General features: G+C 37.3%; 11 protein-coding genes. 10 read left to right on the top strand and 1 reads right to left on the bottom strand.

Features of this window, described 5'->3' with window-relative positions:
• Positions 1-50 precede the first annotated feature (50 nt).
• Complete coding sequence (locus tag KNL20_RS11425) at positions 51-1,175, bottom strand: endolysin-like domain-containing protein (RefSeq protein WP_230397875.1); 1,125 nt, start codon at positions 1,173-1,175, stop codon at positions 51-53.
• A 311-nt stretch (positions 1,176-1,486) separates the two neighbouring features.
• Here KNL20_RS11425 and KNL20_RS11420 point away from each other — a divergent pair, with 311 nt between their 5' ends.
• The 10 genes from KNL20_RS11420 (at position 1,487) to rfbC (ending at position 14,854) form a co-directional block, all read left to right on the top strand.
• Positions 1,487-1,918 (top strand): XRE family transcriptional regulator, encoded by a 432-nt coding sequence (locus KNL20_RS11420; protein ID WP_230397874.1) that lies wholly within the window; start codon positions 1,487-1,489, stop codon positions 1,916-1,918.
• Between the two features lie 7 nt (positions 1,919-1,925).
• Positions 1,926-2,366: an ImmA/IrrE family metallo-endopeptidase gene (locus KNL20_RS11415; protein ID WP_230397873.1), complete on the top strand. Its 441-nt coding sequence runs from the start codon at positions 1,926-1,928 to the stop codon at positions 2,364-2,366.
• 86 nt (positions 2,367-2,452) lie between these two features.
• Positions 2,453-4,378 carry a GBS Bsp-like repeat-containing protein gene (locus tag KNL20_RS11410; protein ID WP_230397872.1) on the top strand — a complete coding sequence of 642 codons (1,926 nt, stop codon included), beginning with the start codon at positions 2,453-2,455 and terminating at the stop codon, positions 4,376-4,378.
• A 145-nt stretch (positions 4,379-4,523) separates the two neighbouring features.
• On the top strand, positions 4,524-5,480 hold the full coding sequence (locus KNL20_RS11405; RefSeq protein ID WP_230397871.1) for a glycosyltransferase family 2 protein: 957 nt from the start codon (positions 4,524-4,526) through the stop codon (positions 5,478-5,480).
• Between the two features lie 30 nt (positions 5,481-5,510).
• Positions 5,511-7,055, top strand: coding sequence for a glucosyltransferase domain-containing protein (locus KNL20_RS11400; protein WP_230397870.1), 1,545 nt, complete (start codon positions 5,511-5,513; stop codon positions 7,053-7,055).
• 160 nt (positions 7,056-7,215) lie between these two features.
• Positions 7,216-7,821 carry a hypothetical protein gene (locus KNL20_RS11395; protein WP_230397869.1) on the top strand — a complete coding sequence of 202 codons (606 nt, stop codon included), beginning with the start codon at positions 7,216-7,218 and terminating at the stop codon, positions 7,819-7,821.
• Positions 7,822-7,856: 35 nt separating this feature from the next.
• Positions 7,857-10,052 carry a L,D-transpeptidase family protein gene (locus KNL20_RS11390; RefSeq protein WP_230397868.1) on the top strand — a complete coding sequence of 732 codons (2,196 nt, stop codon included), beginning with the start codon at positions 7,857-7,859 and terminating at the stop codon, positions 10,050-10,052.
• Positions 10,053-10,097: 45 nt separating this feature from the next.
• Entirely contained in the window at positions 10,098-13,202 is a 3,105-nt protein-coding gene (locus KNL20_RS11385) for an N-acetylmuramoyl-L-alanine amidase (protein WP_230397867.1), read from the top strand.
• A gap of 264 nt (positions 13,203-13,466) precedes the next feature.
• Entirely contained in the window at positions 13,467-14,303 is an 837-nt protein-coding gene (locus KNL20_RS11380; RefSeq protein WP_230397866.1) for an NAD-dependent epimerase/dehydratase family protein, read from the top strand.
• Positions 14,304-14,305: 2 nt separating this feature from the next.
• Positions 14,306-14,854, top strand: a complete 549-nt coding sequence (gene rfbC, locus KNL20_RS11375; RefSeq protein WP_230400100.1) for a dTDP-4-dehydrorhamnose 3,5-epimerase — start codon at positions 14,306-14,308, stop codon at positions 14,852-14,854.
• The last annotated feature ends 25 nt before the right edge of the window (positions 14,855-14,879 follow it).

Raw genomic sequence — 14,879 nt, 5'->3', positions numbered from 1 at the left:
ATCTGAACAATAACTTTAGTAAACCTCGGACATAATGCCCGAGGTAATAATTATTGAATCTTAATCTGAATTGCCTGTATTGCTTTTGCCTGTCCTACGGTTCCACTTATATTTCCTCCTTCTGTCCAAGTCAGCCATCCCAAGTCTGAAACATGACAGCGGTAGTAAATCTTCACTCCACTTGGAAGCCCTTCTGCTGTAAGTTGGAAGGCTTCCAAAGGTTTTGCCTGTCCTTGTGTCCCAATTATTGTGTCATGTTCGATATACCCTATTTCTTTCCATCCAATATCACTGATATGGGCCTTTGCGTATACCCTTACCTCATTTCCGTATCTTGACCGGATGATTCTCTCATCGACCCAAAAGGCCTCCATTGGAATATTTTTTCCTATAGTTCCTGCTGTCTGTCCATCCCTAACTGCATCTAAAGTCCCATAATTCTGCACATGCGCCCTGTAGTAAACTCGTTCTTCAGAGTACGCAGGTTGTCCTGCCTCCTGAATGGCTGCCGGTGGATTTTCGTTTGCTGTAACATATTGACCAAGCATCCAGCCAATTATTCCCTGAAATCTCATGTGTACCCAACCATTTTGTATTTGTCCGTCAACCTCAAACGTATCACCTTTATTTAGCTTTCCGAGAGAGGCATAACCTGTTCCGGGACCTTGACGGTAATTCACCGTATCCCCGGTACATGTTGCAGTACCTGTTGTATTCCATATACTTGTACTTCCACCACCAGTACTTCCGTCGCCATATCTAAAATGATACTCCCAGCCACCAGAACATGGATAAAAAGCTTTTACACAGATTTCTGCGCCTGTCTGATCGCCGGTTTTCCCTCCTAAAGAAGTTCCCTTTTCGTTTATGGAGGCATGTACAATATTGCTAGCATTCACACAGGTTATAACATGACTCCCTTCTTTCAGAAAAATATCTCCTCTTTTTCTGCCCTCATTCACACCTATACTTTTAAAACCACAGTTTAAGAGCTGTGAACGCAGGTTTCTTGTTGTAGAAGATGGACTTACATTGAATCCTGCCTGACTGAGAGCAGTTCCCACAAAACTAGAGCAATCATAATCAGGACCATTCCTGTTTTCCTGATCGTATCCGTGCCTGTCATCTGCTGCAATTCGTTCCATCCATGTTACTGCTGATTCTATATTTCCCATTGCTATTCGCTCCTTTTTTATGCTTTTAATATTTTTTGAATTAAATTAAATAGACTTTTAATTGCAGGACTAGCTCTGATATAGTTCATGACAATTCCTCCCATTTGTCTTAGAATTAATTGGTTTTTTCCTGATCCTATTGACTTGTTTTAGATTTCATTCTAAAATAAGTTTAGATAAGATTTATATTCCTATATCAATATTCTGTTTAGGAAATAATCTAAATACACACTTATTATATAGGGCAAATTCTAAAATGTCAACTAAATTTTAGATTATTTCCTAAAATTAAATTTAAAGAGGAAGAGATAATGTTATATGGAGTAGAGTATGTGAGGGAAATATGTACCAAAAGGAATCTTGCTGTTTCTGTGCTTGAAAAAGATTGTGGTTTTTCAAACGGATATTTAAACCCTAAAAAATTACGTAAAATACCGTATGAAAGAGCAGTAACAATAGCGAACTATCTTAATGCTGACTTAAACAGGATACTTGGTAACATAGAACAGGATAGCCAATTAACAAGGCGTGATGAACGAGATATAGCGAAAGATCTTGATAGGATAATGGAGGAGATAAAAAGTGGTGAAGATGGTCCATTGTATTATAATGGAAAGGAGATAGATGAGGCGTCTTTAAGTTTATTAGAAAATGCTATTGAATTTGCATTAAAAGAGGCAAAAAAAGAAAACAAGATTAAATACAATCCCTATAAGAATCAAAATAAGAATAAAAATAGGTGAAGAAAAATTGGATATTAATAGGAGTATTAAAAGACTTACATCATATTATATTAGTTTGTATGGGACAAATGATCCGTATAAAATTGCGAAATTGCTTGGAATACACATTGTAATCACCCCTTTAGGAAAGGCATTAGGCTACTACAAGTATATAAAGCGAAATAAATGGATTTTTATTAATGAAGAAATCATAGGTAATGATTCATTATTTAAAGTTGTGTTAGCACATGAATTGGGACATGCTGTCTTACATAGAAAAGAGAATTGTTGTTTCATGGCACATCATACACTCCTGCTTGTGTCTAAAATAGAGCGACAGGCTAATATATTTGCCTCTTATCTATTAATCACGGATGACATGCTGCAAGAATTTGAAGGATTTACAAAAGAACAGTTTTGCGATTGTACAGGATATCCGATGGAGCTTATTGATTTAAGGATAAAATGAATTTAAACGCAAGAACTTTTTGCCTTGATTGATTTCTGGTACTTTGCTATAATAGATTTTAAGATAAGTTTAACAGGAGTACACGAATGATGAACAATCCTTTTTTTGACAGAATGAATCCTAAATTCCGTGTTAAGGCGCTAGGAAGGCGATTGAATACAGATAAAAAAAGTATAATTATTTCTAGGAAGGGCTTGGGGATTCTTGGAACAATTTTTACAGTATTGATTGGAACTTTGGCCATGTTGCTTTCTCGCAGTATTTTTTGGATGTTGAGAACATGGAACAATTTATCCATGGAAGAATTGGTATATCATTTGAAATCGCCTTTGCAAGGTACAAATGATGGCATGATAAAGGACTATATCATTTCATGCCTGATTATTACGGTAATTTGTGCCATTGTACTTACAGCTGTATTTATTATTATACGTAAGAATAGGCTGGCACACCATATTACAATCTTAACAACATTGCTTATATCTACTTTAACGATTATACTATCTGTCAGGCATGTCTGGAATACTTTGGATATTACCACTTTCAGTAATAATCACAGTACATATTCAACGTTTATTGATGATAACTATGTGAATCCACAGGATGTGAGCTTAACTTTTCCGGAAAGTAAAAGAAATCTGGTATACATTTATTTGGAATCAATGGAAAGTACTTATGCAAACAAAGAAAATGGCGGAGCATTTGATGTAAATTTGATTCCTGAATTAACACAATTGTCCGAAGATAATGAAAATTTTTCAGGTGGTTCGGAACAATTGAATGGAGGAATCTCTCTTACAGGAACCGGGTGGACTGTGGCAGCTATGTTTGGCCAGACATCGGGGTTGCCATTGCTTATTCCAATTGATGATAACTCTATGAATACGCAGGAGCATTTTTTTCCGGGGATTACTGCACTTGGTGATATTCTGAATTCTGCTGGTTATCAGCAGAGCCTGCTGATTGGTTCTGAAGCAGAGTTTGGGGGCAGAAAACTGTATTTTACAGAACATGGAAATTATGACATGTGGGACTACAATTATTTTAAGAATAATGGTTCGATTCCTGCAGATTATCGTGTCTGGTGGGGATTTGAAGATAATCGACTTTTTCAATTTGCTACAGAAAAATTAACTGAGATGAGTTCTACAGGTCAGCCTTTTAATCTGACACTCCTAACCGTGGATACACACTTTGAAGATGGTTATCCATGTCCTGATTGCCCGAATGTTTTTGACGATCAGTATGCAAACGTTATGGCATGTTCCAGCAGAAAGGTAGCCGCATTCGTTCACTGGATTCAGCAGCAGGAATTTTATGAAAATACTACTATTATAATTTCTGGAGATCATCCCACTATGGATAGTGATTTTTGCGATGATGTAAAGGATGAATACCAGCGAAAGGTTTATACCACTTATATTAATTCAGCAGTTGAGCCTGAAAATAATACTTTTCGTGAGTACTCTACCTTGGATGCATTTCCGACTACATTGGCAGCAATGGGTGTAACAATTGATGGAAACAGGCTTGGGCTTGGAACGAATCTATTTTCGAATATACCAACACTAATTGAAAGATTTGGAGTAGATTCTATTAACTCTGAATTAGTTAAAAAGTCGATTTTAATGGAAGACTTAACTTCAAACATTTCTTCTGGATATGATTTGCATATTAGTGAGAAATCGGAATCAGAACCGGCACAGCCTAAAATCACCGCTGATATTTCCGTTACTCCATATGATTATCATACTGGAAAATTCAGGGTGACTGTTGAAAATATCCAGTCAGATCATGAAATCCAGGCAATCAGATGTGCGGTTTGGGCTTCCGAAGATCAAAGCGACCTTCAGTGGTATGAGTCGGGAATACAAAGTGATGGCTCTTACGTGACCAATGTTATGGCTAGAGACTTCAACTACTATGAATCACTTTATAATGTACATGTGTATGCAGTTAATCCCTTAGGAGAAACTGAGCTAATTGGAATGACAACGGGGGAAATTAACTAATAATAATGTATAAAACAAGTCCATCGATTGATGGGCTTGTTTGGGTTTTTATAGTAGCAAATATATAAGGATTCTGCTATACTAAGGACAATGGAAAGGAGAAGGAGTTCCTGTAATTGGAAGAGGGGAATATCCACGTGATTACATGAAGAAGAAGATATCGCTAATTGTGCCTTGCTATAATGAAGAAGAGGCGCTGCCATTTTTTTATAAAGAGATTTCCAGGGTCAGTGACGAGATGAACAATTATGATTTTGAATTAATTTTTGTTGACGATGGTTCAAAGGATAAAACACTTGAAACACTCCAAAAGCTTTCGGCGAAGGATAAACGCATTACATATATATCATTTTCACGGAATTTTGGAAAAGAAGCTGCCATGTATGCAGGATTTATCAATGCGAGCGGAGAATATGTAGCTGTTATGGATGCAGATATGCAGGACCCTCCGTCATTATTGCCAGAGATGGCAGCATATTTGACAAGCGGTGAATATGACAGTGTGGCTACCAGGCGCGTGAACCGTGAGGGAGAGCCAAGAATAAGATCATTTTTTGCACGTGCATTTTACAGGATAATCAACAAAATATCAGATGCAGATATCGTAGATGGGGCAAGGGACTATCGGCTGATGAAGCGTGAGATGGTTGATGCTATTATAGAAATGGGAGAATATAATCGGTTTTCAAAAGGTATATATGGTTGGGTTGGGTTTAAGACAAAATGGCTACCCTTTCAGAATGCAGAGCGTATTGCGGGAGAGACAAAGTGGAGTTTCTGGAAGCTGTTTAAATACAGTCTGGATGGGATAATTAATTTTTCTCAGGTGCCCTTATCAATAGCATCATGGAGTGGGATATTATTAACTGGCATCGCGCTATTAATAATTTTATTTATCTGTATACGAAAATTATTGTTTGGGGATCCGGTAGCAGGATGGGCATCTCTGACATGTATTATTATGTTTATTGGAGGAATTCAACTATTTTGTATGGGAATTATAGGACAGTATCTGTCTAAAATGTACTTGGAAATTAAGAAACGACCACATTATATTGTCAGGCAAACCAACAGAGAAGATACAGTAAAAAAAGTTCAATAATTTTATTCCCATATGGAGGTTATATTTAAAATGCAAACAAGAAGTAAATATACGAAGAAAAGTATCAATATGCCCACGTTCTATGAATTTTGTATGGATAATATAAGGTCATTTGTTATTGTCTTAGTGGTTCTAATTGTAGCTTATGGGATGAAGATTTTCCATTTATCAATTTCTCATGATACGGAAGCAATTATTAATGTTCCAGATTCATTATATAATAGTTGGTTTACCATGGGGCGTTTTGGATTGATTTTTCTAAAAAAGATTCTAAACGTATATGTATTTAATCCGTATCTAGCCTCAATATTCATGTTCATTACAATGGTGTTAAATTCCGCAGTATGGGAATATCTTTTTTACACATTTACAAATAATAAAACGAGATTTAGCAAGAGAAGTTGGGTATTTCCTGTTCTTTTTTTTACCGCACCTGTTATGGCGGAGCAAGTCAGCTTTCTTTTGCAAGCATTCGAAGTACAACTGGCGATTTTTTTTGTTGGATTGTCATTGCTTTGGATATGGAGAGGTGTCATGAGCGGGACAGTATGGTATTACATTCCATCCATCATTTTGCTGGCACTAAGTTTTTCTTGTTATCAGACAACCGTTCCATTGTTTATTGCAGCAACTTTAGCATTATTTCTTTTGAATTTTGAGAAAATGGAGCAGTATTGGAAAACAATTTTTAAGCTGATTTTATGCTTTTTTTTGGCATTTTTATTATATGAAATCATAAATAAGATTATAATGGCGGTGTTAAACATCTCGACAACTTCATACATCAGCGATCAGATTTTGTGGGGCAGTGAGTCTGCTGAAGAGTGTATAAAGAATATTTTGTACCATATTATTGATGCACTGTGTGCGAAGGGTATCTATTATTCTGTGGCATTTCCGCTATCTGTGCTTTTATTATTTTACTTGATTTATCGGAAAAGAGGCTGTAAGGCCTATTATTTATATATTCTAGCGTCTATTGCATTACTAATTTCGCCCTTTTTTATGACAATCATTATTGGTCAAATACCTAAGTTTCGGACTCAGATTGTTCTACCTTTTGTATTCGGATTTATTATACAATATTTTATTGGTGTAATGGATTTTAAATTTAAGAAACTCCAGGTATTACGGTGGATTTATTGCATTATATTCATTTTGGGGATGCAACAAAGCATGGAAGTTTCGCGAATGTTCTATTCAGAGTATGTTCAGTATGAAGAAGATGTTCGGCTAGCACTTAAGATAAGTGATCGTATTGATCAATTGGATTTGGGAGAAAGTCCTGCAGAACCACTTATTATTATTGGAAGCAGAGCACCCAGATTAAACAGATCAAGCTATCGTTTGTATGAAAACCCTGGTCATTCTTTTTTTGAATGGTCTTTTTCTACGCAGTATGGTACGTTTATTATGAATAATTTTATGTCTACGATAGGATATACTTACCTGTCCCCTACACAAGAGCAGATAGAATATGCGGAGACTTATTCCAAATCAATGGATCTATGGCCAAACAAGAGTAGCGTTCAAAATATTAACGGTATGATTATTGTAAAATTGTCTGATATTTAGCCCTTATATCTTCTGGTGATATGGAAGTTGGTGTGGTGGGTATAACAAAAATTTAAGAAAAAAGTAGGAAAGGCGTATATGGTATAATATTCCTGAATGTGTTACAATATTTTTGATATATGATTTTGTTATCGTAAAAAAAGGAAGGAAGATATCATATATGTCTTTTTTAAAAAGATTCGGATTGATAATGTTGCTAGGGGGATTAACTCTAACCGCCTGCTCGAACAGGAATAGCCAAAATAGCAAAATAAAGGCAGAGGATGACAAAAGTATTTCGGAGTCAACGGATGAGAAGGAAGAGGATGGCCTGTCCAAAACTGGAGAAGGGGTTCCATCCGCAAAGCCCATAGATTTAAAAAACAGCATTGAATATGAAGTTGGTGATCTCATAAAAGTTTCATCAGAAAATATTTCTTATGATCTAATCATAAACAGTGTTGAGTATACGGATAAAAGAAGCAAATATGTACCAAATCCAGATAAAGTCGTACTTATAACCTATACATATAAGAATCTATCTGATGAAGCATTACTGATTGATGATATGCGTTTCCAACTCATGCCCTTGGACGAATCAAAAACATTTGAATTATACTATTTTGATGAAATTAAGGTTCCAGAGGCAATTGAAAAAAACAAAAGCTTCACTGCGCAAGTTGCGTATTCGCTGAGGCAAAAGGAAGATGAGCTTATCCTTGCGTATCATGATACTATTCATAGCGATGCTCCTCCGGCTAAGATTATAATAAAGCAGATTCAATAGAATAATTAAATATATATAGATAAGGAGGATCAGATATGAAGAAAAAGCTGGTTGTATCGTTTTTGACAGGTATGTTGTTCTTTGCAATGACAATGAGCGTTCTGGGAGATACTGAAGTGAATCAGCAGGGAGGACGGATAAGAGTGTCTTCGGAGTGTGGGAGTTCAGAAGGACAGACAGAAAAATCCGCAGAGGGTTTGACTCCAGAAGAAAAAGAGACTGCGCCTACAGAGAATGTGGTTTCACAAGAAACCATAGAAATAAATCCCACATCAAATACAACGTTGGAACAAAAGGTAATTGATGGTGAGAAGTATATGGTCTACTCTGATGGTAAGAATTTTACAGGCTGGTATGATATGAGCCCAACTTGGAGACTGTATTTTAATCCAGATCAGGATGGCGCAGCCGTTACAGGGAAAACCGAGATTCAAGGGAAAACATACATATTTAATGGTGATGGTATATTGTATAGGGGATCTGGAACCCCTCAGATTGATGGGAAAAAGTATTGGATGAATCAGGATGGGACGCTGAATTCCGGATGGCTAAATCTTGGAAACTGGAAGATGTATTTTGATGAAGAAACATGTGAAGCCAGGATTGGTTTAACATTGGTTGAAAAAAAGCGTTATATCTTTGATGATAATGGTGTGATGCAGGGCTATGCAGGGACTCCAATAATTAATGGGAAAAAATATTGGTTTAGTGAAGATGGTTCATTGAGGACAGGGTGGCTAAATCTTGGAAACTGGAAGATGTATTTTGATGAAGAAACATGTGAAGCCAGGATTGGTTTGACATCTGTTGGTGAAAAAAGGTATATATTTGATAATAATGGAGTGATGCAAGTATACGCGGGCACCCCAGTAATTAATGGAAAAAAATACTGGTTTAGTGAAGACGGTTCATTGAGGACAGGGTGGCTTAATCTTGGGAATTGGAAGATGTATTTTGAAGAAGAAACATGTGAAGCCAGAATCGGACTTTCTTATGTAGAAGGCAAGAGGTATTTATTTGATAATAATGGAGTCTTGATTGCACAGCCTGGCACCCCAGTAATCAATGGAAAAAAATACTGGTTTGCGTCAGATGGCTCTTTGAATACTGGGTGGCTTGTTTTAGGCAACTGGAAAATGTATTTTGATGAAGAAACCTGTGAGGGTGCGGTTGGATTAGCTAATATTGAGGAAAAAAAATATGTGTTTGATCAAAATGGGATCCAATTGACAGGTATCGGAACACAAGTTGTTAATGGAAAAAAATATTGTTTTAATCCCGATGGTTCCGTTGAAACCGGATGGGTTAAGATAAGTGCATGGACTTTTTATTTTGATAAGAATACCGGAGCAGCAGCTACTGGAGTCCAAAATATAGATGGAAAAAGGTATGCATTTGATAGCAATGGTGTTTGGTTGACTGGAAGTGGAACCGTTGTAATTAATGGCAACAAATATTGTTTTAACTCTGATGGAACAGTGGTGCTGGGTTGGGTCACGCTGGGCTCAATGAAACTTTACTTTAATCCTGATACAGGTATTGCTGCCACGGGGATGACGGTAATAGGAGGAAAAACTTATTATTTCGATAATAATGGAGTTTTGGGAACAGGGACGCAGTTCTTGAATGGAAAACAGTATTACTTTGGCTCTAATGGTGAGATGCTTCGCAATACATGGGTTAAAATAAATGGAGAAAAAATTTATGTCGATGGCAGTGGTGTGGGGTTAACCGATTTGTCTTATCAATATCCGGGGCCTTATAAACTGGTGGTGGATAGAACCAATAATGTTGTTACAGCCTATGCTAAAGACTCTGCCGGAAGATATACAATTCCTGTAAGGTCTATGTTGTGCTCCGTTGGTTTGCCAAGTACTGCAACACCGGCTGGTACTTTTTATACATCCGCTAAATATACTTTGAAGGAATTAATGGGTCCTTCCTGGGGAAAATATGCGACCAGAGTTGTTGGAGGTGTTTTATTCCATTCAGTTGCAACAGGAAGTCCCAGCGATCCTACCCACACAGTACCGGCAGGCGAGTATAATAAGCTGGGAAGCCCGGCCTCCCATGGCTGTATCAGATTATGTGTAAGAGACGCCAAATGGATTTATGATCACTGCAGCTTGGGAACGCAGGTTCAGATTGGTGATAATTTTTCAATGCCTTTTGGCAAGCCAACACTGCCTAAAATCTCAGGAAGTGTTGATCCCACAGATCCGGTGGTATAAACGCAAGATTTCAGTAATTTGTTTTGGGAGGATAAGAGGATAATCATGATAAACAAGAAGATAAAGAAACTCACCGCATATATATTATGTGCTTTTACATTATTTACAAGTGAACCACTGGTGTATGCTGCCGCTATTCAGAATCCTGTTTCAGAAATGTATGTAGATCAAGGGGACGCAACTGATGATAATCCGCAAATACAGACATCAGAATCCAATATGGATTCTGATGTTGATTCTGCAGGGGTTGACCTGGGGTATATTTTTGAATCGCTTACAGAGCAGGATAAGAATGTTTTTATTCAATTAGGTAATGAAAGTGATATACTTTCAGACCTCATTTTAACTGTTTTGGACGATGATACCAGAATGGAAGTTGAAGCATATGAGATAATCCAGAATGTGGCTTCTTTCCATTTGAATAAGGATACATCGTTAATAGAAATATCAGGTAAAATTAATGGAGCTTCGTTTAATAAAGACCTCAGGACACTAGATAATGAAGAAGGACAACAGGTTCCAAATATAATAGAGGAAAAGCAGGATGCAGGCGAAGAAGATATTGACGAATTTGTTGCATCAAATGTCCAAATAGATATAAATGCAATTAGTGAGGCTGCACAAAATTCCAGTGAAAACACATCACAATCACTTATCGAATCCAAGATAGCTAAAAAGCCTGTAGTTGTAATTGATCCGGGACATAGTAAAGCCTCCCCCGGAACTTATAAGACGTGGAATGGGATTACATATCGAGAAGAGGAGCTTGTTATGAAGGTTTCCCGTTATGCCAAGGAGGCTCTTGAGCAATACGGGAATGTTGAAGTGTACTTAACAAGAGATGAAACGACAAGTCCATCAATTGAAGAACGGGTAAAATTCGCCAGTGAAAAAGGGGCATCATTATTAGTCAGTATACATTTAAATTCTGCAGGAACAACGAATGAAACTACGACGACTGCCAATGGAGTTGAAGCTATGGTAGCTAAAATCGGAACATATAATCCTGCGAATGCTGTCGCCGGACAAAATCTGGCTACCACAATTTTAAAGGAACTGATTAATCTTGGCTTTAATGACAGGGGACTTGTTGTTAAAGAAGGCGATGGAAACTATACAGATGGAAGTAAGTCTGATTACTTTGGTATTGTCAGATATGGTCAGCAACTGAATGTTCCGTCTATTATTGTGGAACATGGCTTTTTGAATAATGAATCTGATTTCAAGAACTATTTAAGTACAGAAACGGGTTTAAAAAAACTCGGTGAAGCAGACGCTAAAGGAATTGCTAAATATTTGGGTCTGGATTTAAAAGAAGGATGGAATACAGATAGCAATGGTAATCGGTATTATGTTAAGGATGGCGCGAAGTTAAAAGGCTGGCAAGTATTAGATGGAAAAACATATTATTTCGATCCTGAAGGAAGGACTTTAACAGGGACTCCGGTGATAGATGGAAAGAAATATTGGTTTGGAGGTATGGGAGAACAATTAACAGGCTGGCTTAATCTTATGGGAATGAGGCTATACTTTGATTCAAATGAAGGAGGAGCAGCGGTAAATGGTATCAAGGTAATTGATGGGAGCAAATACCTGTTTGATGCAAATGGTGTCAGATTTGAGGGCAATGGAACTCCAACTTATAATGGGAAAAAATATTATCTTGTCAATAGTATACTGCAGACAGGCTGGCTTCAATTAGGCTCATGGAAATTATACTTTGATCCTTTAGATGAGGGCGCTGCTGTTGTTGGCATGCGAGTAATAGAAGGCAAATTATCTTATTTTGATTCGGATGGAATCATGGGTCCAATACCTTCCGGAATGTTTGTGGTTGATGGCAAAAAATATTATGTGATTTCTACTGGAAAAGTGTATACAGGTTGGTTACAGTTGACTGCAGATTGGAGATTGTACTTTGACCCGGATGACGGAGGTGCAGCAGCGACAGGCCTTTATACGATTGGTTCAAAAACATATTATTTTGATTCAAATGGTGTTATGCTCAAGTCATTTATGTCAGTAATTAATGGAAAAAAATATTATTTTACGGACAATGGTTCTGCTTATACAGGCTGGCTGCAGTTGACTCCAGACTGGAGATTGTATTTTGACCCGGGTGACGGAGGTGCAGCAGCGACGGGTCTTTCCGTGATTAATTCAAAAACATATTATTTTGACTCAAACGGTGTTATGGCAAAATCATTTATGTCAGTAATTAACGAAAAAAAATATTATTTTACGGACAATGGTTCTGCTTATACAGGCTGGCTGCAGTTGACTCCAGATTGGAGACTATACTTTGACCCACAAAACGGCGGGGCCGCTGTTACAGGATTTAAAGATATAAGTTCAAAGACGTATTATTTTGATACAAATGGTGTTATGCAAAGGTCAGGTATGCCCATAATAGATGGAAAGAAGTATTTTGTAAATAATGATGGATCATTCTATAAAGGCTGGCTTCAACTTACAAAGGATTGGAGATTATATTTTGATCCAGATGATAATGGTGCCGCAGTTACTGGAACAAAAGAAATCGATAATACAGTATATCAATTTAATGTCGACGGTATATTAATTGAGACTGGTTACATTACGGCAAAAGATCCTTTGAATGGCCGCTCTTATAAGTTAGAAGGCAGATATCTGACAGATCCACAGATTGGAACGGATATTACAGAAGATGAATTTCTGGCAGCTGTCCTATATACAGAGGCGGGAAATCAGGGCTTGGCGGGGCAGGCTGCAGTTGCTATGACAATTTTGAATCGTTCTGAAAACGGAAGTTTTCCGACTACACTGAGTTTTGTCATTTACCAGCAACAACAGTTTGAAGTTGCCAGAAATGGAGCCTTAACAAAATATCTGAAGGCATTCAGAGATAATGATACAAAAACGCTGAACGATTTGAAAAAAGCAGAGAGTGCTGAGGCGGTACAGGAAGCAAGAAAAATCATGAAAGCATATAAAAAAGACGGTACGGTAAGAACAATTTCTGGAATAACCCTGCCGTCTGGTAAAACAGATTTTAATTATCTATATTTTATGACACCTGCTGCATTCGACAAGCTTGGTTTGGACAAAGTAGAATGTAGCACAATGACCTATAAGGATCATATATTTTTTGAAAAGTGGGTTAAGGCATAGTTGCTTTTAGAGTTGCGCTTAAGAAGGAATGATGCTATAATAGCTAAGATGTTTTATACGTATAAGAAATGGATAACAATGTCACAAGCTATTATTACCTGAAACCCGATAAGAATGTGTGGGTAATTTGTTTTTAATATCAAATAATTTGGCTAAATGCAGTGGCTGGTGATACGACACTGCATTTTTGTTTTCATGTGATTTGGGAACTGGGAGATAGTATTGAAGAACTCCTGTGACATTAGAAAGAGAAGTGGTGAAGATATGAGAATATTAGTAACTGGTGCTAACGGTTATATCGGCAGCCATATTGTGAAATTGTTATTAAATCATGGTCATGAGGTATATGCCTCAGATGTGAACTTTTCCAATGTGGACGAGCGTACTGTACGTTTAAATGAAAATATTTTTGAAATTAAAGAAAATATCTATAAGAGGCTGATGGAGCCTGAACTGTGCATACATCTGGCATGGCGAAACGGTTTTGTTCATAACGATGACAGTCATATTATCGATTTACCCAAGCATTACTTATTTTTAAGGCAGATGATGGAAAGCGGTTGTAAGCACTTTGTGGTTATGGGAAGCATGCATGAGGTAGGCTACTGGGAAGGTGCAATTGATGAAAACACACCAACAAATCCAAAATCACTTTATGGCATTGCAAAAAACTCATTGCGTCAGATGTGTCTGGAAATGGCAGAACAATACGATGTATGTCTGCAGTGGATTCGAGGCTTTTATATCTTGGGAGATGATATGAAAAACAACTCGATTTTTACTAAGATTATGAAGGCGGATTTGGAGGGAAAAGATACATTTCCATTTACAACAGGTAAAAATCAATATGATTTTATCAAAGTTGGGCAACTTGCAGAGCAGATTGTCGCTGTTGCAGAGCAGACAGAGATTTCCGGGATTATTAACTGCTGTACTGGTAAACCACACTCGTTAGCGGAGGAAACAGAGAAATTCATAAAAGAGCATAATCTCAAAATCAGACTGGACTATGGAGTTTATCCGGAAAGAATCTATGATTCACCTGGCATCTGGGGTGACCCAACAAAAATAAATAAGATTTTAACTGGCAAAGGAGACTGATGATGGGAAAGATTACAGTAGAAACGTGTGTAATTGAAGGACTAAAAGTAATTACACCGGGAGTTTTCGGAGACGAACGGGGCTATTTTATGGAAACATATAATTACAATGATTATAAAGCAGCAGGAATTGATATGAACTTTGTTCAGGATAATCAATCCAGCTCAAGCTATGGTGTGCTGAGAGGTCTCCATTTTCAGATAAAATATCCTCAGGATAAGCTGGTCAGAGTTGTTAGTGGCAAGGTATATGATGTAGCCGTGGATTTGAGAAAGGGCTCAGATACCTACGGAAAATGGCATGGTGTGATTCTTTCAGCAGAAAATAAGAAACAGTTTTTTATACCTAAAAATTTTGCGCATGGATTTTTAGTACTTTCGGATACTGCCGAATTTGCCTATAAATGTACAGATTTTTACCATCCGAATGATGAAGGAGGTTTGGCCTGGGATGATCCGGAAATAGGAGTTGAATGGCCGATACGTCCCGAAATGAAATTAATAATTTCGGAGAAAGATAGACATTGGAAAGGAATGAAAGAAACCTTTTAAGTCTTTCAAAGAAGGAGATTAAATA

Source organism: Novisyntrophococcus fermenticellae (assembly GCF_018866245.1).
Taxonomy (GTDB): domain Bacteria; phylum Bacillota; class Clostridia; order Lachnospirales; family Lachnospiraceae; genus Novisyntrophococcus; species Novisyntrophococcus fermenticellae.
The sequence above is the reverse complement of the archived record's forward strand: the minus strand, read 5'-3'. Positions and strand labels throughout refer to the sequence as shown.

Excerpts from the sequence above, each read along its gene's own strand:
- KNL20_RS11425 (WP_230397875.1), bottom strand. The coding sequence starts at position 1,175 with ATGGGAAATATAGAATCAGCAGTAACATGGATGGAACGAATTGCAGCA.
- KNL20_RS11420 (WP_230397874.1), top strand. The coding sequence starts at position 1,487 with ATGTTATATGGAGTAGAGTATGTGAGGGAAATATGTACCAAAAGGAAT.
- KNL20_RS11410 (WP_230397872.1), top strand. The coding sequence starts at position 2,453 with ATGATGAACAATCCTTTTTTTGACAGAATGAATCCTAAATTCCGTGTT.
- KNL20_RS11405 (WP_230397871.1), top strand. The coding sequence starts at position 4,524 with ATGAAGAAGAAGATATCGCTAATTGTGCCTTGCTATAATGAAGAAGAG.
- KNL20_RS11400 (WP_230397870.1), top strand. The coding sequence starts at position 5,511 with ATGCAAACAAGAAGTAAATATACGAAGAAAAGTATCAATATGCCCACG.
- KNL20_RS11395 (WP_230397869.1), top strand. The coding sequence starts at position 7,216 with ATGTCTTTTTTAAAAAGATTCGGATTGATAATGTTGCTAGGGGGATTA.
- KNL20_RS11390 (WP_230397868.1), top strand. The coding sequence starts at position 7,857 with ATGAAGAAAAAGCTGGTTGTATCGTTTTTGACAGGTATGTTGTTCTTT.
- KNL20_RS11385 (WP_230397867.1), top strand. The coding sequence starts at position 10,098 with ATGATAAACAAGAAGATAAAGAAACTCACCGCATATATATTATGTGCT.
- KNL20_RS11380 (WP_230397866.1), top strand. The coding sequence starts at position 13,467 with ATGAGAATATTAGTAACTGGTGCTAACGGTTATATCGGCAGCCATATT.
- rfbC (WP_230400100.1), top strand. The coding sequence starts at position 14,306 with ATGGGAAAGATTACAGTAGAAACGTGTGTAATTGAAGGACTAAAAGTA.